23 protein-coding genes are annotated in these 23,920 nt (G+C 35.4%); 14 read left to right on the top strand and 9 right to left on the bottom strand.

Going from position 1 to position 23,920, the window contains the following annotated elements:
* Positions 1-77 precede the first annotated feature (77 nt).
* The 3 genes from L3049_RS10325 to dnaE form a co-directional block, all read right to left on the bottom strand.
* Positions 78-998, bottom strand: a complete 921-nt coding sequence (locus tag L3049_RS10325; protein ID WP_275109729.1) for a DUF58 domain-containing protein — start codon at positions 996-998, stop codon at positions 78-80.
* A 77-nt stretch (positions 999-1,075) separates the two neighbouring features.
* Positions 1,076-1,393: a thioredoxin gene (trxA, locus tag L3049_RS10330; protein WP_275109730.1), complete on the bottom strand. Its 318-nt coding sequence runs from the start codon at positions 1,391-1,393 to the stop codon at positions 1,076-1,078.
* A gap of 47 nt (positions 1,394-1,440) precedes the next feature.
* Positions 1,441-5,817 (bottom strand): DNA polymerase III subunit alpha, encoded by a 4,377-nt coding sequence (gene dnaE / locus L3049_RS10335; RefSeq protein ID WP_275109731.1) that lies wholly within the window; start codon positions 5,815-5,817, stop codon positions 1,441-1,443.
* A 294-nt stretch (positions 5,818-6,111) separates the two neighbouring features.
* On the opposite strand from dnaE, the gene L3049_RS10340 reads away from it, so the two are divergent.
* Both L3049_RS10340 and rimM read left to right on the top strand, forming a co-directional pair.
* Positions 6,112-6,648, top strand: coding sequence for a 30S ribosomal protein S16 (locus L3049_RS10340; RefSeq protein WP_275109732.1), 537 nt, complete (start codon positions 6,112-6,114; stop codon positions 6,646-6,648).
* 10 nt (positions 6,649-6,658) lie between these two features.
* Positions 6,659-7,195 carry a ribosome maturation factor RimM gene (gene rimM, locus L3049_RS10345; protein ID WP_275109733.1) on the top strand — a complete coding sequence of 179 codons (537 nt, stop codon included), beginning with the start codon at positions 6,659-6,661 and terminating at the stop codon, positions 7,193-7,195.
* Positions 7,196-7,268: 73 nt separating this feature from the next.
* Here the strand turns inward: rimM and L3049_RS10350 are convergent, their stop codons facing one another.
* The gene (locus tag L3049_RS10350) at positions 7,269-7,688 is read right to left on the bottom strand and encodes an acyl-CoA thioesterase (RefSeq protein ID WP_275109734.1); all 420 of its coding nucleotides are present in this window, start codon (positions 7,686-7,688) and stop codon (positions 7,269-7,271) included.
* Positions 7,689-7,880: 192 nt separating this feature from the next.
* On the opposite strand from L3049_RS10350, the gene L3049_RS10355 reads away from it, so the two are divergent.
* Positions 7,881-8,600, top strand: a complete 720-nt coding sequence (locus L3049_RS10355; RefSeq protein ID WP_275109735.1) for a head GIN domain-containing protein — start codon at positions 7,881-7,883, stop codon at positions 8,598-8,600.
* Positions 8,601-8,657: 57 nt separating this feature from the next.
* Here the strand turns inward: L3049_RS10355 and L3049_RS10360 are convergent, their stop codons facing one another.
* Positions 8,658-9,221: an L-threonylcarbamoyladenylate synthase gene (locus L3049_RS10360; protein ID WP_275109736.1), complete on the bottom strand. Its 564-nt coding sequence runs from the start codon at positions 9,219-9,221 to the stop codon at positions 8,658-8,660.
* Between the two features lie 67 nt (positions 9,222-9,288).
* Positions 9,289-10,083, bottom strand: a complete 795-nt coding sequence (locus L3049_RS10365; RefSeq protein ID WP_275110003.1) for a 2,3,4,5-tetrahydropyridine-2,6-dicarboxylate N-succinyltransferase — start codon at positions 10,081-10,083, stop codon at positions 9,289-9,291.
* A 236-nt stretch (positions 10,084-10,319) separates the two neighbouring features.
* Here L3049_RS10365 and L3049_RS10370 point away from each other — a divergent pair, with 236 nt between their 5' ends.
* The 3 genes from L3049_RS10370 (at position 10,320) to L3049_RS10380 (ending at position 12,879) form a co-directional block, all read left to right on the top strand.
* On the top strand, positions 10,320-11,063 hold the full coding sequence (locus L3049_RS10370; protein WP_275109737.1) for a uracil-DNA glycosylase: 744 nt from the start codon (positions 10,320-10,322) through the stop codon (positions 11,061-11,063).
* Positions 11,064-11,174: 111 nt separating this feature from the next.
* On the top strand, positions 11,175-12,026 hold the full coding sequence (locus L3049_RS10375) for a carboxypeptidase-like regulatory domain-containing protein (protein WP_275109738.1): 852 nt from the start codon (positions 11,175-11,177) through the stop codon (positions 12,024-12,026).
* A gap of 19 nt (positions 12,027-12,045) precedes the next feature.
* Positions 12,046-12,879 (top strand): carboxypeptidase-like regulatory domain-containing protein, encoded by an 834-nt coding sequence (locus L3049_RS10380; protein ID WP_275109739.1) that lies wholly within the window; start codon positions 12,046-12,048, stop codon positions 12,877-12,879.
* On the opposite strand, the gene cls is transcribed toward L3049_RS10380, so the two are convergent.
* The gene (gene cls / locus L3049_RS10385) at positions 12,863-14,335 is read right to left on the bottom strand and encodes a cardiolipin synthase (protein WP_275109740.1); all 1,473 of its coding nucleotides are present in this window, start codon (positions 14,333-14,335) and stop codon (positions 12,863-12,865) included. The genes L3049_RS10380 and cls overlap by 17 nt on opposite strands.
* Before the next feature lie 87 nt (positions 14,336-14,422).
* Between cls and prmC the strand changes: the two genes are divergently transcribed.
* From prmC to L3049_RS10405, 4 genes are all read left to right on the top strand, one after another.
* On the top strand, positions 14,423-15,286 hold the full coding sequence (gene prmC / locus L3049_RS10390; protein ID WP_275109741.1) for a peptide chain release factor N(5)-glutamine methyltransferase: 864 nt from the start codon (positions 14,423-14,425) through the stop codon (positions 15,284-15,286).
* Entirely contained in the window at positions 15,286-15,780 is a 495-nt protein-coding gene (locus L3049_RS10395) for a regulatory protein RecX (RefSeq protein ID WP_275109742.1), read from the top strand. The genes prmC and L3049_RS10395 overlap by 1 nt, the downstream gene beginning before the upstream one ends.
* 78 nt (positions 15,781-15,858) lie before the next feature.
* On the top strand, positions 15,859-17,268 hold the full coding sequence (locus L3049_RS10400; RefSeq protein ID WP_275109743.1) for an LPP20 family lipoprotein: 1,410 nt from the start codon (positions 15,859-15,861) through the stop codon (positions 17,266-17,268).
* A 61-nt stretch (positions 17,269-17,329) separates the two neighbouring features.
* Positions 17,330-17,926: a hypothetical protein gene (locus L3049_RS10405; RefSeq protein ID WP_275109744.1), complete on the top strand. Its 597-nt coding sequence runs from the start codon at positions 17,330-17,332 to the stop codon at positions 17,924-17,926.
* 73 nt (positions 17,927-17,999) lie between these two features.
* On the opposite strand, the gene L3049_RS10410 is transcribed toward L3049_RS10405, so the two are convergent.
* Positions 18,000-18,518: an outer membrane beta-barrel protein gene (locus L3049_RS10410; RefSeq protein ID WP_275109745.1), complete on the bottom strand. Its 519-nt coding sequence runs from the start codon at positions 18,516-18,518 to the stop codon at positions 18,000-18,002.
* 386 nt (positions 18,519-18,904) lie between these two features.
* On the opposite strand from L3049_RS10410, the gene prfB reads away from it, so the two are divergent.
* Positions 18,905-20,003, top strand: a protein-coding gene (prfB, locus tag L3049_RS10415) for a peptide chain release factor 2 (protein ID WP_275109746.1) whose coding sequence is annotated in 2 segments (ribosomal slippage) — positions 18,905-18,967 and positions 18,969-20,003 — 1,098 coding nt in all. Because the reading frame shifts where the segments join, the coding sequence is not laid out codon by codon here.
* Positions 20,004-20,033: 30 nt separating this feature from the next.
* Here the strand turns inward: prfB and L3049_RS10420 are convergent.
* Positions 20,034-20,240, bottom strand: a complete 207-nt coding sequence (locus tag L3049_RS10420) for a hypothetical protein (protein ID WP_275109747.1) — start codon at positions 20,238-20,240, stop codon at positions 20,034-20,036.
* 196 nt (positions 20,241-20,436) lie between these two features.
* Between L3049_RS10420 and arsC the strand changes: the two genes are divergently transcribed.
* The 3 genes from arsC (at position 20,437) to L3049_RS10435 (ending at position 23,892) form a co-directional block, all read left to right on the top strand.
* A complete protein-coding gene (gene arsC / locus L3049_RS10425; RefSeq protein WP_275109748.1) occupies positions 20,437-20,778 on the top strand; it encodes an arsenate reductase (glutaredoxin) in 342 nt (113 codons plus the stop codon).
* 80 nt (positions 20,779-20,858) lie between these two features.
* A complete protein-coding gene (locus tag L3049_RS10430; RefSeq protein WP_275109749.1) occupies positions 20,859-21,914 on the top strand; it encodes an endonuclease/exonuclease/phosphatase family protein in 1,056 nt (351 codons plus the stop codon).
* Between the two features lie 115 nt (positions 21,915-22,029).
* Positions 22,030-23,892 carry a methylmalonyl-CoA mutase family protein gene (locus L3049_RS10435; RefSeq protein WP_275109750.1) on the top strand — a complete coding sequence of 621 codons (1,863 nt, stop codon included), beginning with the start codon at positions 22,030-22,032 and terminating at the stop codon, positions 23,890-23,892.
* Positions 23,893-23,920: the final 28 nt, after the last annotated feature.

Genomic DNA, 23,920 nt, shown 5'->3' on the forward strand with positions numbered 1-23,920 from the left:
ATTATTCATCTATTAAATAAAGTTAATTAAGAGGAATAGAAATTTTCATTGGATTTTGATGTTCAAGAATATCCTGACTACATCATTTTTTTACGTTTTAGTAAATAAGCTTGGAGCACACGACTAAAATCTTCACGGATATCAGCCTCAGCATAATCTATTGAGAATTGTCCACATAACAATTCGAGTTCCGTAAAAAATTCTTCTTGCTTTTTGCGATACAGATCACGTATTTCGGATGGGTTTAATTTTATGCTTTCCCCAGTCTCCAAATCGATAAACTGACTAGGTCTATTTGCAAAATCAAATTCATTTTCGAATTGCTTGTCGCGGATGGAGAAAAGTAAAACCTCATGCTTATTAAAACGCAAGTGTTGTAAGGATTCGAGTATTTCTTTAGGGGATTCCTCTCCAATAAAATCAGAAAAAATAATCACCAATGATCGTTTGTGAAGGCCTTCGGCTAATTGGTGCAGCGTATCGGAAATTTTGGTTTGTCGATTCTTTCCTATTTCCTCCTGATGATAGACTTTGTTTAATGTAGCATACATTAATTGAGCATGCGAGGTAGATAATTTTGCTGGTGTGAGCAGCTCTATTTCATCTGAAAAAGTTGATAAACCAACGGCATCGCGTTGATTACGCAAGAGATGAATCATAGCCGCTGAACAAAGCACAGAAAAGGCCATTTTAGAGAGCTTCTTATCCTGATAAGGGAAAAGCATGGATGATGAGGTATCGATCACCATATGAGCTCTAAGGTTTGTTTCTTCTTCATATTGTTTCACAAACAACTTATCGCTACGAGCATATAATTTCCAATCTACATGTTTGGTTGATTCACCTTTATTATACAAGCGATGTTCAGCAAATTCAACAGAAAAACCATGATACGGACTTCGGTGCAAACCAAGAAGAAAACCTTCAACAATTTGCTTGGCCATTAGCTCCAGATTATCAAAAGCTTCAAATTCTATTAAATCAGATAATTGCTTCAAAAGAGTCTATTCTAAAAGGAAAAAAAAGGGCATAGAAAATAGATCTCCATGCCCTAAAATATTTTTGTGATTTCAGCTTACAATAAAGCGTCAATCTTTTCAGCAAGACTTGATTTTGGAACTGCTCCAACTTGCTTGTCAACAACTTCTCCACCTTTTAAGAAAATAATGGTAGGAATGTTACGGATACCAAATTTAGCAGCAGTTGCAGGACTTGCATCAACATCAACTTTAGTAACTACAAATTTACCGTCGAAATCATCAGCTAACTCGTCTACGATTGGTCCAACCATTCTACATGGTCCACACCACTCAGCCCAAAAGTCAACCAATACAGGCTTGTCTGACTTCAAAACAATCTCCTCGAAATTAGTATCATCTACTTTAATAGTCATGGTTTTTTATTTTTAAGTGTTTTGTATTTTATATAAACTTTTGCAATTTAGTTAATTTTGAATTCAATTTCAGAATTATTTTTGAAATATTCTATCAAATCAGTAGAAAGTTTCACTTTACAAGTTCTTGAAAACATTTTGACCCTCACGTTTCTTTCATCAAAAATAACAAAGTTCAACTTTAAGTTACCCTGATTTTCTTCCATACAATTAGCCATCTCTGTAACCAGTTCGTTAGTAAGACTCCCCAATGGAACTTCAACAGTAAGTTCTTTTACTCTCTGCTCTAAAACGTCGGTAAGTAAGCTAATATTTTTGACCTTAAATTCTAATTCTGTCGAATCCCTGGGCCAGGTTCGTTGTTGAACGCGACCATTTATAAATACGGAAAGTCCTTCAACAAAATAGTTGTTGAACTCAACAAAATCCTTTCCAAAGAAAGGGAGTTCGTATGAATCCGTAAAATCTTCAATATTAACAATTGCAAAAGGGTTACCTGTTCGGGTTATACCTCTTCGGACAGCGGTTACCATTCCTGCAATATTAATTTCTTTGTCCTTAAACTGAAGCATATCAACAGATAACTCAGATAAGGATGCATTACAAAATGAATCAATCTCCAGTCGGTAATCATCTAATGGATGCGCTGAAAGGTAAATTCCAATCAAAGCTTTTTCCTTATTCAGGCGCTCAAGCTTACTCCACTCTCCCGAGTTTGGTACCTTAGGTGGCGTTACCACATAATCTTCTACCCCACCAAAAAGGGTTTGTTGAGCCATAGCTTTCTCTGCCTGCAACTTATTACCGTATTTGGATAAGAGCTCAATGAAAGTTGTATCAAATTCGTCGGTTGCAAAGTATTGGCTACGATTAAATTCGAAACTATCGAAACCGCCCGACATGGCAAGATTTTCAAGCGTACGTTTATTGACTGTTCGCAAATTCACACGTTCGACAAAGTCAAAAACATCCTTGAAGTCTCCATTCTCTCTTTCTTTGATAATATCTTCAACAGCGGCTTCTCCAACACCTTTAACAGCGGCCATTCCAAAACGAACAGCGCCTTCCTTATTTACCGTAAACCGAAGGTAAGATTCATTGACATCAGGACCTAATACCGGCAAACGCATACGCTTGCACTCATCCATGAAAATGGTCACTTTTTCAATATCAGAAAGGTTACGGCTAAGTACTGCTGCCATAAATTCTGCCGGATGATGTGCTTTTAAATAACCCGTTTGATAGGCAATATAAGCGTAACAAACAGAGTGAGATTTATTAAAAGCATACTGTGCAAATGCCTCCCAGTCAGCCCAAATTTTATCAATCAGTTTGTCTGCTTTTGCATTATCACCATTTACACCCTCCATAAATTTCGGGTTATCGTGACAACCTTCGATAAATTGAACCTTAAGTTTATCCATTTCGGCGATCTTCTTCTTTCCCATTGCCTTACGCAAGGAGTCAGACATACCACGCGTGAATCCCCCCAGTGCTCTCGACTGGAGCATCACTTGCTCCTGATAAACCGTAATACCATAAGTATCGTTCAGATATTTTTCCATGATTGGATGATCATAGACAATTTCCTCCTTACCATGCTTACGATTTACAAAATTCGGAATGTATTGCATCGGTCCCGGACGATAAAGAGCATTCATTGCCACAAGGTCTTCAAAACGGTTAGGTTTTAACCCCTTTAAGTGCTTTTTCATTCCCGGTGACTCAAACTGGAAAATACCCGTTGTTTCACCTTTACTAAACAGTTGAAAAGTCTCCTCATTCTCCAGATCGACATTGTTAATATCAACATCAATACCTCTTGACAATTTTACATTCGCTAGTACTTCTTTTATAATGGATAAGGTTTTTAGACCAAGAAAATCCATTTTTAACAGACCGATATCCTCAACGTAACGACCATCGTACTGCGTTGTTAATAATTCCTCTCCTTTGGTTGGCATCACTGGCAAATGCTCTACCAAAGGATTTTTACCAATCAAAACACCACAAGCATGCACTCCTGTTTGTCTTACCGATCCTTCAAGAGATTCGGCAAATTTAATGGTTTGTGCTATGAGCGGATTAGAAGAATTCTTTTCTTCGAGCAGAGCAGGCTCTTCTTCATATGCTTTTTTAAAACTCATCTTTGGTGCTTCAGGCACCAATTTGGTAAGGCGAATAGCTTCAGACAAATCCAAACGCAATACACGTGCAACATCCTTAATGGAACTTTTGGTAGCCATGGTTCCAAAGGTGCAAATATGAGCTACTTTATCTTGTCCATATTTCTCAGTTACATAATCCAATACATCCTGTCGACCATCATCATCAAAATCAATATCCACATCGGGCATTGAAACACGATCAGGATTTAGGAAACGCTCAAACAGTAAGTCATATTTAATCGGATCTACATCAGTAATTGAAATACTATAAGCTACAACTGAACCTGCAGCTGAACCTCGACCAGGACCAACAATAACTCCGTTGTCCTTAGCCCAATTAATAAAATCCTGTGTAATCAAGAAATAACCAGGAAAACCCATGGTCTTAATTGTATCCAACTCGAAATTAAGACGTTCAACAACATGATCCTCTAAAACTTCACCGTAACGAACCTTAGCGCCTTCAAATGCAAGATATTCAAGATAATCAGCCTCTAATTTAATTGGCAACACTTTATCGTAACCACCTAACTTTTCATAACGTTCATCTTTAAACTCCTCTATAAGTGCAGCTTCGTTGAATTTCTCTTTATAAATTTCTAAAGTTCCAAATTCTTCTGGTATATCAAAAGGAGGCATAATAGGATTGGCATTGAGTTCAAAAGCCTCAACTTTTTCAGCGATCTCCAAGGTGTTCGCAAGTGCATCAGGTACATCAGCGAAGAGTTCATTCATCTCTTCTGTAGTCTTAAACCACTCTTGCTTGGTGTAACGCATTCGTGTTGGATCGTCGTAATCACGGCCTGTATTTAAGCATACCAAAACATCGTGCGCTTCTGCATCTTCAGGGTTCACAAAATGTGAATCATTAGTCGCAATTACTTTAACACCAAGTTCAGCACCTAATCCACGAATTACCTTATTCACTCTCACCTGTTTTTCCCAAACATCGCCCTTCAAACGAGGATCGTTATTTGGATGACGCATAATCTCCAAATAATAATCTTCTCCAAATACATCTTTAAACCATAGAATCGTTTCTTTGGCCTTATTAATATTCCCATTCATGATGTGTTGCGACACTTCACCACCAAGGCAAGCACTACTTACAATAAGTCCTTCATTATATTCTTCGAGTAAATCCTTGTCAATACGAGGTTTGTAATACATACCATCTGTATGGGCAATAGATGTTAACCTCAAGAGATTTTGATACCCTTTGTAATTTTTAGCTAGCAAAATAATGTGATGACCTGATCCATCCCCTTTATTTTCTTTAATTAAATGTCCTCGTCTTGCTACATAGGCTTCAACACCGATAATCGGTTTGATACCTGCTTTGCCGCAAGCAACATGAAACTCTTTTACGCCGAACATGCTACCATGATCGGTAATAGCTACAGCTGCCATACCATCTTCTTTTGCTTTTGCTGCAACTTGAGCAGTTTTAGCAGCTCCATCGAGAATAGAATATTGCGTATGAACATGCAAATGAACAAAAGGTTGCGGTGTAATATTTTTTGCAGCCTCTTTCCTTTTTCGTTCTTCCTTTTCAATAGAAATATCGTCAAAAGCGGTGTTGACCTTAAAAGACTCATACTTAATACCCACCAATTCAATTGGCTTTGGATTATTAAGTTTAAACGCCTGAATCTGCTCCATTGAAAACCTCAACAACTCAGCACTTAAACCATCCACCCTAATCAACTCCAAGAAACAACGAGAAGTTGCTTCCACATCTGCGGCAGCATTATGAGCTTCTGCAAAAGGAACACCAAAAAGCTTCATGTGAAGCTCGGTAAGCGTAGGGTTTTTAAGTTGGCCTTTGCGTTTAAGATCACAATACTCCTTACTGCCTGTCATGGTATCAAGAGAAGATGCATTTACAAGCTCCTGCTCCTCCATTTCACAGCGCAATAATTCACAACCTGCTATATTAATATCGAATGACACATTATGTCCGATGATAAAGTTTGATTTCTTTACATCCTCCATAAAATCAAGTAGAGCATCTTTAAGGGGAATCCCTTTTTCCTGAGCTATTTCTGTTGTTATGCCATGCACCGCTACCACATCTTCAGGAATGGTATATCCATCGGGTGTAATAACATGGTTTTTTGCAAACAGGAAATTACCCTCGATATCGTGACATTGCCATGCGAGTTGTACCATGCGTGGCCAGTTCTCAAAATCACTTAATGGTGCTTTCCATTTCTTGGGTAAGCCTGTGGTTTCAGTGTCAAATATTAAAAACATCTCAGTATCAGAATTATATATTTATCCCTTATTATTCGTAGGCGGATTGCGAAGATAAGGAATAAAAAAGGGATTCAAGTAAGGCGAAATAGTAAATATCACGAACGCACTTCTCTAAGTTATCAACAAGTGAGTTATGCATGTAAAGACTAGTAAAACAACAGCTCTACCTACATGATTTTCAGTCAATAAAATTATTGCATCTAAGCTATTTTTATTCAGAAAATAAGTTGTATCTTTGTCGCGCTTATAAATCGTGGTATGTATACCACAACTTAATAAAAAAAAAAAGCTATGGCAACAAAGATTAGATTAGCCCGACATGGTCGCAAAGGTAGACCATTTTACCACATTGTGGTAGCAGATAGCAGAGCGCCACGTGATGGTAAGTACATTGAGCGTATTGGATCTTACAATCCTAATACAAACCCAGCTACTATTAACTTGGACTTTGATAAAGCATTGACTTGGTTAAATACAGGAGCACAACCAACTGACACTGCAAGAGCAATTTTATCTTACGAAGGTGTAATGATGAAGAAGCACTTACAAGGTGGTGTTAAAAAAGGAGCTTTCGACGAGGCTGCTGCAGAAGTAAAATTCGAAGCTTGGAAGAAAGAGAAAGAAGCTAAAATCAACGCTAAGAAAGAAGGTCTTTCTACTGCTGCGTCTGATTCAGCTAAAGCTCGTTTAGAAGCAGAAACTAAGGTTTCTACTGATAGAGCAGAAGCTATTGCAAAGAAAGCTGCAGATGCTGAAGAAGCTGCTAAAGCTGAAGCTGCTGCTAAAGAAGCTCCTGCTGCTGAAGGTTCAGAAGAAACTGAAGCTTAATAGTTATTGTATGCTTAGAATAGAAGATTGCTATCTTGCCGGAACATTTACTAAAACTCACGGAGTAAAAGGTGAACTTGTAGCAAAAAAATCTAGCGATCTTCTCGAAAAATATAAATTGGAATCAGTCCTTGTCGATATCGACGGAGGACTGGTTCCTTTTTTCATTCCTAAAAAAGGAATTACACCTCGCAACCACTCAAGTGTGAGGATTCAATTGGAAGATTTGGATTCAGAAGCCAAAGCACAGCGTTTCATTGGCTGTGACATCTACATTCTGATGAAAGATGTTCCTGATTTTATTGAGGAAGAAGAAGACATTGACCCTAACGTACTTATTGGATTCGTTTATATTGATGAAGAAAGAGGCGAAATAGGAACGATTGAAGACATTCAGGATTATTCAGGCAATATTGTATTGGTTCTTGAACTGAATGGGCAAGAAGTCTTAATTCCATTTGCTGATGAGAACTTCATTGAAATAAATGAGGAAGAAAAATCTATCATCATGGAAACTCCGGATGGCTTGCTTGACATGTACCTTTAATCAAGTAGTAAAAAACAAATTCTTTAACTGATTTTATTTTTAAGTAACTGTTTATTATACAACTGTACTTAATCTATCCAATGACTTTGTCTTCGAACTCGCGGATTCTAATTTTTAAAGTTTCTGGCACTAGAATACTTTTTCCTAACTTTGAACTAAAAGCAACCATAACCTGTGATGTTTTGGTTTTTATTTCCCCAGAAATTGAATCGACAATGTCTTGATGCAAAGACACACTTTTATTTCCTATTTTATAAATTTTTGTGTGTACTTCAATTTTATCATCAAGCATGATTGGTGATAAATAATCTATTTCTAAATGCGCTACAATTAAAGCTGCATCCTTCCAATCGATTACTTCCCCATATACCTTTTGGAAATACTCCATTCGCGCCAAGTCCAAATAGCTCAACTGCACACCATTATTGGCATGTCCCATTAAATCGATATCGCCGAAACGGATTTGTATTTTCTTTGTATGCTTGAATTCCATCGTGTAAAATTTTATGCGAATGTATAGACAAATTACGAAAGGAATAAATCTAAACCTGACATTTATATTTTTTTAAGCAATCATTGATATTTTAATCCGGTTTATAATCTCTAAAATCATTTTCTGTGCAACTTTTCACCTACTTGTTCGTCATTATAAGAGTACTACATTTTTCACTTAAATCGAACACAAATGAAAACAAGAAAAGTTGTATCCATATTTGCCCTTTTCGCTTTTATTTTAAGCGGAAGCATGGTTTTTGCTCAAAGCAAAGAAAACAGAGAAGTTCGCGATTTTGAATCAATCAGTTTATCGATTCATGCCAAAGTATATCTAACGCAGGACAATTCTACATCAGTCAAAATCAAGGGAGATTCTGATGATTTAAAAGAAATCATCACAGAAGTGGAAAATGGCAGTTTAAAAATCAAACGCAAAAAGAACAGAAATTGGGGTTGGAACAACTCTTTTAAAAATGTGGAAATTTACATCACCACTCCTGACGTGAGAAACCTAAGAATTTCTGGTTCTGGAAATATAATTGCAAAAAGTTCGATTAAAACTAATAATGCTACTTATGCCATAAGTGGTAGTGGGAACATTATTGTTGATGACCTAAGCGCTGAAACTCTTGAATGCCATATTTCTGGTTCAGGTGATATGAATCTAAAGGGAGAAGTTACAGATGATTTTGAGATTCACATTAGCGGATCGGGTGATGTTGATGCAGCCTATCTAAAAGCTGAAGACGTAAGTGTTAGAGTTTCCGGATCTGGTGATTGCAAGGTATATGCAACTAAAAATTTAAATGCAAGAGTTGCTGGTAGTGGCGATATTTACTATCGCGGAAAGCCTCAATCTATCGATTCAAAATCGGCAGGATCTGGCAAGATTAGATCAATTGGAAAATAAATGAAATAAAAAAGGACGTTGTTATCAACGTCCTTTCTCATTATTATCTATAATTTTTTACGATCGAAGAATATCAATTTCTCCTCCTAAGCCCAATTTAATAATACTTGAAGCTTTATTTTCAGATAAATCATCTTGTCTGTACTCTACAATATAATCTACGGCTTCTTTTATTTCCTCATCAATTTCATCAAAATTTGCAGGTGATGGCTCACCACTAATATTTGCAGAAGTAGAAACGATAGGCTTTCTAAAACGCTGAATCAACTGTTGAGTGAAATTTTCATCCGTAATTCGAATACCAATACTACCGTCAGAATTAATCAGATTATTAGCCAAATTTTTGGCTCCAGAATAAATTATAGTTGTTGGCTTATTCGTCACTTCAAGTAGATCTAAAGCAATCTCAGGAACATCATCAACATATGAGCTAATACGGTTTGGATTCTCCATAAGAACTAACATAGATTTAGAATCTTCACGTTGTTTTATCTCATAAACACGTTTTACAGCTTCTGCATTTGTAGCATCACAGCCAATTCCCCAAATAGTATCTGTAGGATAAAGGATAATACCACCACTTTTAAGAACCTCTAAAGCCTTTTTTATATCGTTGTGCATATTATTTAGAAAAAAATAAATAAGTGAATAAGTACTTTAAGAATGGACTCATTCACTTTTTTACTGTTTAAACGGCTACGTCGTACTCGCGCAAGGCGTCGTTCAATGATGTTTTAAGGTCGGTAGACGCTTTTCGCTTACCAATAATTAATGCACAAGGCACTTGATATTCACCCGCAGGGAATTTTTTAGTTCTGGTACCTGGAATCACAACCGAACGTGCAGGAACAAACCCATCGTACTCCACTGGCTCATCACCTGTAACATCAATAATTTTAGTCGACTTGGTTAAAACAACATTTGCTCCAAGAACAACTTCTTTCTCAAGGTGAACACCTTCAACTACGATACAACGTGATCCAATGAAACAGTTGTCTTCAATAATAACCGGAGCAGCTTGAATTGGCTCTAAAACACCACCAATACCAACACCGCCACTAAGGTGAACATGTTTACCAATTTGAGCGCATGATCCTACAGTAGCCCAAGTATCAACCATGGTTCCTTCATCAACATATGCACCGATGTTTACGTAAGATGGCATCATCACCACATCGCGAGCAATAAAAGCACCATAACGAGAAACGGCATGAGGAACGACACGAACTCCAAGTTCTGCATAATTCGTTTTGAGTGCCATTTTATCGTGAAATTCGAATGGACCAACTTCAATGGTTTCCATTTTACGAATAGGGAAATATAGAATTACAGCTTTTTTCACCCACTCATTCACTTGCCACCCATTTTCAACTGGCTCTGCTGTTCTTAGCACTCCTTTATCCAGAAGTTCAATGACTTCGTTGATATTTTTTTGAACGTCAGCATTTTTTAAAAGACTTCTGTCTTCCCAAGCTGATTCGATGCTTTGCTTTCAAATTTTCGGACATAATCAATTGTATCAATTCAATTCTGGTTAATTAGGTAACAAAACTACTTAAAAAAGTTGAAAAAGGTTTAGAAATTAACAATTCGAAGATTCAAAAAATCAAATCATTAACAGTAAAAAACTCAATCTCACCAGTTATTGCTTTTTATTTATTCGAATTGAAATCTTCAATCAATTCTTTTTACTTTTGACTGAATTTAATCAAAAGGTTCATGCAAAAATCGAAATTTTTAGCTCAAATCAACACACATCCTAGTTGGAATTCTTTTTTATCTAATGAGATTCTTCTGTTGTTGGAAAAAATTGAAGAATCAATTACCATTTCAACCGCTACACCAGCAGTTCATCTCATATTACGATTTCTAGAAATGGACTTGAACAAAATTCCAGTCGTTATTCTAGGTCAAGATCCTTATCCTCAAAAAGGTGTCGCTACAGGAAGAGCCTTTGAAGTAAATGGTTTAAATTCCTGGCACGATAAATATCGAAATGTTTCTTTAAAAAATATTTTACGGAGTATTTATAAATCTGTAAGAAACGAGGAATTAAAATATTCTGAAATTTTGGCCAAACTAAACGAAGGAGATCGTTTACCAATGGATGATGATTTTTCAATTCTACCGCCGAATCAACTTTTTAAATACTGGTGGGAACAAGAAAATGTACTGCTTTTAAATACCGCATTCACCTGCGAAATTGGCGAACCAAATTCGCACAGTAAAATCTGGGCTCCTTTTACGCATGCTTTACTAAAATACATAGCACATGCGAATAAAAATACCATTTGGTTTTTGTGGGGTAAAAATGCACAGCAAATTGTTGAAGGAATAAACATAAGCAACAAAATAGAAACTGCCCACCCAATGATGTGTTTCCAGAGAGATAATGACATCCTATTTGGGCACATTAATCCGTTCTTAGAAACAGCAAATCTTGTTAACTGGACAGGTAAATAGCATACTACAAGCGCATTAATTTGGGTTAAAGTGTGTTAAAAAATGTAATTAATAGTCCTGAGATTCAAAAGGAAAAATTATCTTTATGCATTACTAAGAAAATTGACCATTTTGAAAAAAAGTTTACTCCTTATATTTTTCTCTTTACTTTTAGTAACAAGCTCTTTTGCTCAAACAGAAAGTCAAGAAGAAGTTCAAGACAGCAGTTTTATTGTTTCAGGAAAAATTATCAATCCTGAGACCTTGAAAGGTATTTCCTTTGCTCATGTGAAAATTCACGATAGCTACTTGGGAATTATTTGTGATAGCCTTGGATTTTTCCGCCTAAGAGTAAATCACGGTCAAAAGCTGAAAGTAACAGCTCTTGGTTTTCAAGAACAGATTGTTGAGATAACGCCTCCTACCGAAGAAGATGAAGTATTTCAGGATATTCTAATGGTTAGGCAAAGTTATTTACTTGAGGAGGTTGATATTTATTCTCTTGGCTCTTGGAAAGATTTCAAGGAAAACTTTGTAAATACAGACGTACCAGTAGAAGAAAATGTTGCATCTACTTTTGATTTTGGAAACCTTAACTTAGCACAAAAAGAAGCTAGTACATTACAAAGAGGTGGCTTTGGTGTTAATCTTATGGATGGGATTGACTTTATTAAAAAAATTCGCAAAAAAAGAAGAGCTAGAAATGCAAAACCAAGCATGGCCGATTGGCAACTGCGAATTCTTCAATCTAAATTTAATAAAAAGGTTGTTGCTGAGCTTACGCATGAATCTGGATTAACATTGGAAGTATTAATGGAATACATCAATACATATTCTAATTTCACACACAACACAAGTGAAATGTATATAGGCGTTAAAGTTAAGCAGCTGCATAAGAGATTTTTAGAAGAAAGACCTCAATTTGAAAAAAACTTGACCCTTTTAGACTCTATTGGTCCAATAAACAACCACTTACGACCTTAAAAACTGAACAAATGAACCTATGAAATTAAATAAACTAATTTTCATTTCATTTTTTCTATTTCTCACATCAAGCTTTGATTCTTTCTCAAAACCTACGGAACTCGATTCCATAATTAGTATTTCTGGTCAAATAATTCATGCTGATAGTCTAAGTCCAATTCCTTTGGCTACAGTTAGCATTAAACGCACAAAAAAAGGGATTATTTGCGATAGTTTAGGCATTTTTCATTTGCAAGTTCAGCAATACGACACACTCCGAATTAGTGCGCTCGGTTATAAAAAAATAGAATGGGCAATCCCGCTCATTATCAATCCTGAATTCCCACCTTTTTTTCAGATCAAATTAGAAGACATTTCCTACCTGCTAGATGAAGTTGAAATTTATGCCTTAGGTACTTGGGATGAATTTAAGGATGAATTTCTCAAAACAAAACTTACGGATAAAAACCCGATCAGCAAAAACATTACGAATCAGCTAGCTCCTTACAACACAAAAAAGCCAAATGTAGTTCCTGCACAATACAGACCTAAACGAGAAGGTAAAATGGGTGTAGTTTCAGCAATTTTTGCACCAACAGATTTCTTACACAATAAATTGAGTAAATCTGAGAAATCGAAGAAAAAACTATCAAAAATAATCCGTAACGAAGGAAATTTGAAAAAAATAAGTGCGAAGTACAATGCAGAAATAGTATCTGATGCCACAGGTTTAAAAGGTGATGAATTATTAGCCTTTATGGAGTTTAGTGGATCTCATATTAATGTGACGGCAAACACTTCAGATTATTCTGTCATGAAGCAGATCCTATTTTGGTTCGAAAAATACAAAGAGAAACCTACAAAAGAGGAGTAAAAACTCTAGCCATTGATTCTTTTAATTTTTGTCCTTTAGAGCGTTTTTGCCAATCAGATAAATGAAGTTCTTCACTAGCTTCTAGATCTGTTAAAAATCGCGTTCTTAATGCCATTGTAGCTTCCTCATCATAAATCAAAGCATTGACTTCAAAATTCTGTTCGAAACTTCTGATATCCATATTAGCAGTTCCTACTGTAGAGATAATTCCATCGACCATCATTATTTTACTGTGATTAAAGCCTGCTTTGTAGAAATAGATTTTTACACCTGCTTCTAATAATTCCTCTATGTAAGATAGAGTGCCATAAAAAGTCATAGCTGAATCTGATTTTTCAGGAATTAGTACTCTAACATCAATACCACTCATAGCAGCTGTTTTTAGAGCCATTAGGATACTTCCATTGGGCATAAAGTAAGGCGAAGAGATGTACACATTTTGTTTAGCAGAGGCAATCGCCGAGAAATATGCTTGTAAAATACTAGCCCAATCAGAATCGGCTCCCGAAGAAACAATTTGAATCAAACAGCGTTCTTTTACTTTGAAATTAGGTCTGTATTTTTCATCAAGTAGCACTTCCTGTCTAACAAAATACCAGTCAATGAGGAAAACGATTTGTAAACTACTAGCAGCTTCTCCTACAATTTTCAGATGGGTATCTCGCCAGATTCCAATTTCAGGGATCCCATTTTTATAACGATCTGCAAAGTTCAAACCACCTACAAATGCTGTCTTTCCATCAATAACAATTATTTTTCTATGATTGCGATAATTGATTCGACTGGTTAGGATTGGAAAACGAACAGGAAGGAAGGCATAAACTTGTGCACCCGCACTCTTAAGTTCTTCCACATATTTATTACTTAATTTCCAACTTCCTACTCCATCGTAAATAACGCGAACTTCAACTCCTTCTTTTGCTTTTTGCACTAATATTTCAAGTAATTCTGAAGCCAACTCACCATCTTCAATAATGTAATATTCCAAATGAATGTGATCCTTTGCCTTACGAAGTGCCTTAAAAATAGATGTAAAAGTTTCCTTTCCATCGTTTAATACTTTTACCCGATTGTATCCGGTAAGCAATGCCTTAGAATTATTTAAAAGCAATGTCATTACATTTTTTTTCTCATGAATTCGCTCATCTTTAAGCAATTTGCTTTTTTCCAAACGCAAGCTTTGATCGTGACTCATAACCTGTAGCCATTTTAAATCTCCTAACTCTTTATGATTGAACATTTTTTGCTTTCGGAAACTCTGGCCAAAAACCAAGTAAGAAAGCAAGCCAAAAACAGGTAACAAAACCAAAACAAACATCCACGAAATGGTTTTTTGCGGACTCCGATTTTCAAGTACAACTATAATTACTGTAGATATAATGGTTATAACATACAGTACTGCCAACACTTGAAAAAAGTGTATCCAAAAAACCGGCCAATTAATTGTTAATAGCATATCTAATTAACTCTTTCAGAAGATTTGTATCTTTGTTTTCAAATCTGAATTGAGAACACAATTGATCCAATTCCTTTATCAAAACAAATGGAAACAGTAAACACTATACAATCTACAATAAATTACATAAAAAATGAACTTAAGGAAATATATCCTGCCAGAGAAACAGAGAGCATGGCCTATATTTTACTTGAATTTGTGCTCCAATACAGCAGAATACACATCCAACTAAACAAAGATGAAAAGATTGACAATCTTACTGTTAGCCAGATTGTAAATTACACAAAAGAGTTAAAAACAAAAAAACCACTTCAATACATTCTGAGAGAAACTGAATTCTACGGTTTAATTTTTAAGGTAAATGAGCACACCTTAATTCCAAGACCCGAAACAGAGGAATTGGTTCATGCAATTTTGACTGAAAATCCTATTTCTGGATTAAATATTCTTGATATTGGCACCGGTAGTGGTTGCATTCCAATTTCATTGGCTAAAAATCTAAAAAAAGCCAAAGTAGCTTCCGCAGATATTTCTTCAGGAGCTATTGAAAAAGCAAAAGAAAACGCTCTCCTAAATGATGTTAACATTGCTTTCTACAACAGAGATATCTTAAGATGGGAAGATTTTGAATGGGAAAACTATGATATCATTGTAAGCAATCCGCCTTACGTTACCGAATCTGAAAAAGAAAAAATGGATGGTAATGTTTTGGATCACGAACCTCACACAGCACTTTTTGTGACCGACCATGATCCTCTTATTTTTTATAGAACCATTGCAAATTTGGCAAGTAAATATTTGAATACAAACGGAAAATTGTATTTTGAAATCAACGAAAGTTTAGGAAAAGAAATGATTGAACTTTTAGAAGGAAATAACTTTACCAATATCCGTTTGCAAAAGGATATTAACGGCAAAGACAGAATGATTTCAGCGATAAAAAGCAAGTAATGGATTACGAGAAAAAACAGAAAAAAGAAATCAGCGCACAATCTGCTCTATCGAAAGTCATGTTTATTTGCAGCAGGCAAGAAAAATGCTGTTTTGACATCAGAAAAAAACTTCATGATTGGAACCTTTCTTACGACGATCAGGATGAAATTATTCAAACTTTAATCGAGGAAAAATTTCTAAATGAAGAGCGCTACACCAATTTTTATGTGCGCGATAAATTTCGTTTTAACAAATGGGGGAAAATAAAGATCTCGCATCATTTAAAACAGAAGCAAATTCCTGAGAATCTAATCGATAATGCTCTTGATCAAATAAATGAGAAAGACTATAAAGAAAGCTTAGGCGATATTTTATCCCACAAAATAAAAAGCATAAAAGAAGATGATCCCTATCAGCTTAGAGCGAAACTATACCGCTTTGCGCAAGGCAGAGGTTTCGAATCTCACATAGCACTCAACTTTATCGACAAACTCATTTCGGAATTAGAATAACATTTCTAAGCTCCTTTGGCAAGCTTATTGTTAACAAATCATTATCTTTAAAATTCACTTAAAATAGAAATCATTCCTATGGTTAAATCTTTACGCACCCTTTTTAATTATTTTACCATTCTTTTAATCATGGTTAGCTGCTCTCCTTATTCATCTTCAGCTAAGCGCAGACCGCCAAATTGGGTTAAAGAGCGTCCTATTTCTTCGGAATATTACATTGGCATAGCTGTGGTAAATAAAGATGCTAATCAAACCAGCTACATGCAATTGGCAAAAAATCAGGCTTTACAGGATTTAGCTTCTGAAATATCCATCAACATATCTTCTAATTCTGTTTTGCATCAATTTGAAAATAACACCAGTTTTAAAGAAGAATTTGAGGCTGATGTTAGAACATCTATTGTTCAGGAATTGGAAGGTTATGAAATGATTTCGTCGTGGACAAATAAAAAAGCAAAGGAATATTGGGTTTACTACCGATTGTCAAAGAATCAATATGCTTTGCTGAAGAGAATAAAACTTAACAAAGCAAAAAAACTTTCTCAAAGCTATTTAGAAGAAGGAAAACAACTTGAGAAACAACTGGATCTTTTTCAGGCTTTAAACTATTATGCCAAATCTTTAGATGCAATTAAAAATCATTTAGATGAAGATTTATCTGTTATGACTTTTGATGGAAATGTAAACTTGGGTACTGACATTTACAATTCTATTCAGAATATTTTTAATCGCACTCAACTAATCCCTGAGAAAAAAGGTATAAAAATTCAAATTTCAACATCTCAAAAAGAACCAATTTTGGTAAAAGCCGATTGGTTAGGGAATGATGGAGCGCAAAGTATAAAACAATTGCCTTTGCAATTTAAATTCGTAAAAGGTGAAGGTGTTTTAAACCAGAATGTGGCAACAGACCAATTTGGTTACGCAGCCTCTCAATTGTCAAAAGTTACGTCTCGACAAAAACTGCAAGAAATTGAAGTATCTCTCGATCTTTCATCCATTTTAGATGAAACAAATGAGAACTATGAATTGAATAAACTTTTTTTTACTCCTGAATCTGCTCCAAAAAGCAAAATCATTCTTACTGTAGAAAGGTTAAAAGCCTACTTGAACTTTAGTGAAAAGATTTTTGGTGAAGACTCCAAGCGTTCTATTCTGAAAAATGCAATTAAAAAAGAGTTGTCAGAGAATTTTTTCTCATTTACTGAAGACAAAGATAGTGCTAACGTTATTCTTGATGTAAAGACCAATGTAATAAAAGGTGAGATAAAGAAAGGCCGTAACTATAAAGTTCATATCGTATATCTGGATTGCTTTTTCTCATTAACAGATATCAAGTCAGGTTTTGAGATTTTTAACGACGCCATTTATGAAGTAAAGGGAATGAAACCTGTTAGTTATAATTATGCTGTGAAAGAGGCTTATGAGCAGGCTGTTGAAGAAATTCATAATACGATTATACCAAAATTAAATCAACTCGATTTATAATCAGAACTAATTTTAAAATAAAAATATCAAGAAAAATAATAGCGTTTTAAATTCAACACACATGAAAACAAGAAAATTACAATCATTATTCCTAGGATTAGGAATGATAATGACTGCCGGATTAAGTTCTTGTGGTTCTAGTGAAAAAGTAGCATCTACAAAATCACAAGGCGAAGAATTAATTGAAGTTTATTGTACAGGTCCTGACTATCAGTCAGACAAAAAGCATTTTAGAGCTTCAGCAATAGGTGAGAGTTTAGATCAAATGGTTTCGAAGAAGAAAGCAGGAACCAATGCTCGTGCTGAGTTGGCTTCTTTGGTTGCATCTACAATCAAAGGAACGATTGATAATTACGTGAATTCAACAGAGTTGAATAATGTTGAGCAGGTTGAAGAACGTTTCGAAGGCTTAACTCGTGAGGTGATCAATCAGCAATTGAATAACATTAAAGTGATTTGTGAGAAGCAAACTCGTACTGCTCAAAGCAAATACAAGACTTATATTGCTATTGAAATGAGCGCTGATGATTTGGAAAAAGCAATCGAGCAGAAATTATCTCAGGATGAGAAATTAAAAGTGGATTACGATTACAATAAGTTTAAAGAAACTTATGAAGCTGAAATGCAAAAGCTGGAAGCTAAGCAGAGAGGATTTTAATAAAAAACACCCACAATAAGAAAGACCATTTCTAATAAAGAAATGGTCTTTTTACATCTAAAAAATTGGCCTATTATAAATTAAATAACACACCAACAGCTAGGTTAATATTCTCATAAGCTGAATTGTACTTAAGGTCTCCAAAAAACTGAACATCTCCTCCAGTTCTCGCTCCAATACCTAAATTCAAGCCTACTTTTGAATCGGAACCACCAAGATCTCCAAATTCACCCAAATCAATTGAAACATCTGCATATGAATAATTCAATCCTCCAATTGCATATACTTTTAAAGACTCATTTTTTACGAAATTATACTGAGCATCTGCATCTAACACATAATAAGATACATCTATACCATCTGGAGAACTTGGAAGAAAATAAGTGAACCCAGGGGCAATTGAAAATGATTCATTCAACTCATACAATCCTTTAACTCCAATTCCAAATGCGGCTTTATCACTTCCGTCATCATCAATAGAAAGCTTAGTTCCAAATACAAGATTACCTCCCAATTTCATTTGAGCGCTTACCTCTTGACCTACCAATAACATTGCAAAAATTGCAAATACCAATAAAATCTTCTTTTTCATAACTTAATTTTTAGGTTTAATGTTGTTTTACTTATTAAAAATAAGATTAATATTATTTTTAATGAAAGAAAAATAAGCATTTCTCCACACGCACAACAAATAAGCCTCACTATAAACATGTTGCACAACTTGGATATTAACATAAAACATTACTTCTTTTAAATATCCATTTAAGTAAATTTCTTTTTCGGCAAATTCACACCCTATAAATTTAACATATGCATCACTTTATCAGATCTAAAACAATTAGTGGGACGCACCAAAGTGTTAAGGAAGTATCCTTACTATTAATTTCAAGTCAATTCGAATTTTTATTCAATCAACAACCGATCCTTGTTAATTGCTCACTGTTGACTACCTTTACATCTCAATTATAAAATTCAAGAATGATAACAATAGACCAGCTAAAAGATTTAGCGGAACGCACGGCAGCGTTAAGGAGGTATCTTTGACATTGATGCCAAATTAATACAGATACAAGAAGATGAAATGAGAACTCAGGCTCCAGGTTTTTGGGACAATCCAAAAGAGGCCGAAGTTCAAATGAAAAAGCTTCGTGGAATAAAATCTTGGGTAGAATCATACAATGAGATAAAAGAAGCCATTGATGACCTTCAGATTTTGTTTGATTTTGCCAAAGAAGATGAAGCATCTCCAGAAGAAGTTGATGAGCAATTTGCTTCAAGCGAAACATTAATTGAAGCTTTAGAGCTTAAAAATATGCTCGGGAAAGATGAGGATAAGCTAGGTGCTATTCTGAAAATAAATTCGGGTGCTGGTGGTACTGAGAGTTGTGATTGGTGCGAAATGCTTTATCGAATGTATTTACGATATGGTGAAGCTCATGGCTATAAGGTGACTTCCTTAGAATATCAGGAAGGTGACGAAGCTGGAATAAAGTCGGCAACTATCGAAATTGAAGGCGATTTTGCTTACGGATATCTTAAATCGGAAAATGGTGTACACCGTTTGGTTCGCCTTTCTCCGTTTAATTCTGCCAACAAACGAATGACCACTTTTGCATCGGTCTATGTATATCCTGCCATTGATGATACGATCGAAATTGAAATTAATCCTGCTGATATTTCTTGGGATACATTTCGTTCAGGTGGTGCAGGTGGACAGAATGTGAACAAGGTAGAAACTGGTGTGCGATTACGACATGCTCCTACTGGCATTATTATTGAAAATACCGAAACCCGTTCACAACACGGAAATCGTGAAAATGCACTTCGATTGCTAAAATCGCAGTTGTACGAATTGGAACTAAGAAAACGTCAGGAAGAGACTGATAAAATTGAAGGTTCTAAAAAGAAAATTGAATGGGGATCGCAAATTCGGTCCTATGTAATGCAACCTTACAAGCTAGTTAAGGATGTGAGAACAGGCCACGAAACATCCAATGTTCAAGCCGTTTTAGATGGTGATTTGGATGGATTCATTAAAGCATTCCTAATGGAATTTAGTAATGACGAAAAAAAATAAAATACCGTAGGGACGTTACCTGCAACGTCTCTACTCTTTTGTTTTTTTGGGTTTAAACATCCCTCCAATTAAAACTCCGAACAACACCCCGTAAGGAACCATTGTATACCAATTGGCCTGTATTACGCAAGTTCCACTTACACATCCAACATATTTCCAATAAAGAAATCCTCCTAAAAGGCCTACTAGACCACCAATTAATTCAAATTTCCTATTTGATATGAATTGCTTTACCATACTGTAGTTATATATCTATTTATATAATTCAAACTTAGTAAAGAATAATGAATAATTTTGTCTTACGACTGACAATTCTTTCCTAAATTAATTTTTCAAGCTTTTTTTTTAATTTACAAAACACAAATTCAATTCTCCTCGATAAAGCTGAAAGACGTATATTTGTATCACTTTAAACTATAAACCAGAATTAAACATGTTAAAAATATATCACAATCCTCGTTGTTCTAAAAGTAGAGCTGGATTAAAATACCTACAAGACAAAGGCTTAGAGCCTGAAATCCGTTTGTACCTGAAAGAAGAATATACAGAAGCAGAACTTGCCGACGTATTGATGAGAATGGCAAAGAAACCTGTTGAAATCATTCGAACTCATGAAAAAATCTACAAAACAGACTTTAAGGGTAAAAATTTTAACGACGATGAATGGATTAAAATTCTAATCGAATTCCCAAATCTAATTCAAAGACCAATTGTGGTTAATGATCACAGAGCAATATTTGCTGTTCCTGCTGAAACAATGGAAGAAATTCTCTAAGAAATACTCTCTATCAACCAATTATCACAATCATATTTGATTTTCTATGTTTATGGATTTACTCATTGTAATATAATGACATGAATAAATTTGGAAAAATATATCTCGTATTATTAATCTTACTTTTCGCAGCTTGTGATCCTTTTGCAACTAAAATAGGAGACGAAGTATCGCTATATGAAAGTATCGAACAGAAAGAATTTGCTTTTCCTGACACATTAAAAGTAATGACATGGAACATTAAATTTGGAGGGGGTCGAATCGATTTCTTCTTCGATTGCCACGGAGAAAGGGTGATTATGGAAGAATCTGAAGTTTTGGAAAACATGTCAGCTGTGGCTGAAAAAATCCGTGAAGTAAATCCTGACATTTTAATGATACAGGAGGCAGATGTAAATGCAAAACGAAGTGCCTTTGTAGATCAAGTTCAATATTTGCTTGACAATACTGATTTTAATTTTGCAGCCTACGCTTCGCAATGGAAAGCCAAACACATTCCTAGCGATGGAATCGGTAAAATGGATTCGGGAAATGCTATTTTATCGAAATGGAAGTTTACCGATGCAAAACGCATAACACTTCCTTTAATTAAATCGCAAAATTTTATCGTTCGTTACTTTTATCTAAAAAGGAATATCTTGGGAATTAAGCTAGAGCATGAAGGTAAGACCTTACACCTGCTTACAACTCACGCATCTGCTTATGCAAAAGATGATACAAAGAAAAAACAACTGGATATTATTAAGTCACATATCGATTCTCTAAAACAAAATGGTGAACGATTCATATTTGGTGGAGACTTTAATTCCCTTCCGCCTTACAGCAAACAAACTAGCCAATTTGATGATTCGGCTTGTACCGATGGAGATTTTGAAGCAGATAATTATGCAGAAGAAACCGATTGGATGATCCCATTTTATGAAGATTATAATCCGGCGATATTATTAGAGGATTATAAAAATGACAATTCGAAGCACTTTACGCATACAACAGACAAAAATGGGTACTGGAATCGCAAGTTAGATTTCCTTTTTACCAATGGAGCATTTATTCCAAACAGTGGCACAACACTCCAACAGTGGATGCAAGTGTCTGACCATGCTCCGATTATAGTAGAATTTAACACAAAACAATAGAGTTTTTCATGTTCTAAAAGTATGATTAAGAACATTTTTTAAACTTTCCCTAAGTGATAAAAAGGCCTTATTTTTAGGCTCTAATTTTAAAACAGTTACATTAACAGTTACAGTTATGGCAGATAATAAACTTTTTAGTGACTTTGCTCCTCAATCAACTCAAGAGTGGATTGACAAAATCACTAAAGATCTTAAAGGGGCTGACTACGATAGAAAGTTAGTTTGGAGAACGAATGAAGGATTCAATGTACAGCCTTTCTACAGACTGGAGAACATGGATGACAAAGCCTTCATGAATACTTATCCTGGAGATTTTCCATATGTTCGTGGAAACAAGAAGGATAACAATGATTGGTTAGTTCGCCAGGATATTATTGTTGAAGATGTAAAAGCAGCTAACGAAAAAGCGTTGGACATCTTAAACAAAGGTATCGATTCAGTAGGATTCGTTCTTAACTGGAAATCTATCAGCAAAGAAGAATTAGCTACTTTATTAGAAGGTATCTATATGGATTGTGTTGAGATTAACTTCGAAAAGACACATTCTTCTGTTGAGCTTCTTCAAAACCTACAAGCATTAGCTACTGAAAAAGGTATTGCTTTAGACAAGGTTCAAGGTGGTGTTGCTATCGATGTTATTAAAGGGTTCAGTACAGTAGGTAACTATTGTGGAACTGAAGAGAGCGCTTTCGCATATGTGAAAGAAGCTGTTGAAGCTGCTAAGGCTCTTCCTAACTACAAAGTTATTGCAGTTACAGGTAGTGTATTCAACAACTCCGGATCTTCAATTGTTGAAGAATTAGGTTTCTCTTTAGCATCGGGTGCTGAGTATTTAGGAAAAATGATCGAAGCTGGTCTTTCAGTGGACGAAGTTGCTCCTAAAATGCGTTTCAACTTTGCAACAAGCTCTAAGTATTTCATGGAGATTGCTAAGTTAAGAGCTGGTCGTATGCTATGGGCAAACATCGTTAAAGCATTTGGTGCTTCAAACGAAACTGTTTGTAAAATGTTTGTACATGGTGAAACTTCAGAGTGGAACAAGTCTGTTTATGATCCTTATGTGAACATGTTGCGTACTCAAACTGAATCTATGTCTGCTGTTTTAGGTGGTTTGGATTCATTCACAGTGAAACCTTTCGATTCTGTTTATGCTGAATCTTCAGTATTCTCCGAAAGAATTGCTCGTAACCAACAATTATTATTAAAAGAAGAATCGCACTTGGGTAAGATTGCTGACCCTGCTGCTGGTTCATACTATATTGAGTCATTAACTGAATCAATCGCTGATGAGGCTTGGAAATTATTCTTAGCTGTTGAAGACAAAGGTGGATACCTTGCTGCTTTCAAAGCTGGATTCATTCAGGAAACAATTAAGGCTACTGCTCAGAAGAGAGATTTAGCTATTGCGACTCGTAAAGAAAACTTCTTAGGAACAAATCAATTCCCTAACTTCGGTGAGGTTCTTGAAACCATTCCAGAAGCAACTCTTTCTCCAGAAGATAAAACTGCTGACAACGCAGTTTGCGAAACATTGAAGCCATACCGTGGTGCTCAGGCTTTCGAAACTCTTCGTAACAAAACTGATATTTACGCTAAGGAAAATGGTCGTCCTAAGGTGATGATGTTCCCTATCGGAAACTTGAATATGCGTAAGGCTCGTGCACAGTTTGCATGTAACTTCTTCGCTTGTGCTGGATTCGATGTTGAAGACCACAATGGTTTTACTTCGGTTGAAGAAGGTGTGAAATTCGTAACAGAGAAGAACGCTAAGATTGTTGTTATTTGTTCATCAGATGATGAGTACGCAACTATCGCTCCTGAGCTTTTCGAAGCACTTAAAGGAAGCGCAACTCTTGTTGTAGCAGGTGCTCCTGCATGTGCTGACGAGTTAAAAGCTAAAGGTATCGAGAACTTCGTTAACGTGAAATCTAACGTTCTTGAAACTTTAAAAGCTTACCAAGCTAATCTTGGAATTTAATTAGAGATGTTGCACGGTAAAGACGTAG

Origin of the sequence: Labilibaculum sp. DW002, assembly GCF_029029525.1 — a bacterium.
Classification (GTDB): Bacteria; Bacteroidota; Bacteroidia; order Bacteroidales; family Marinifilaceae; genus Paralabilibaculum; species Paralabilibaculum antarcticum.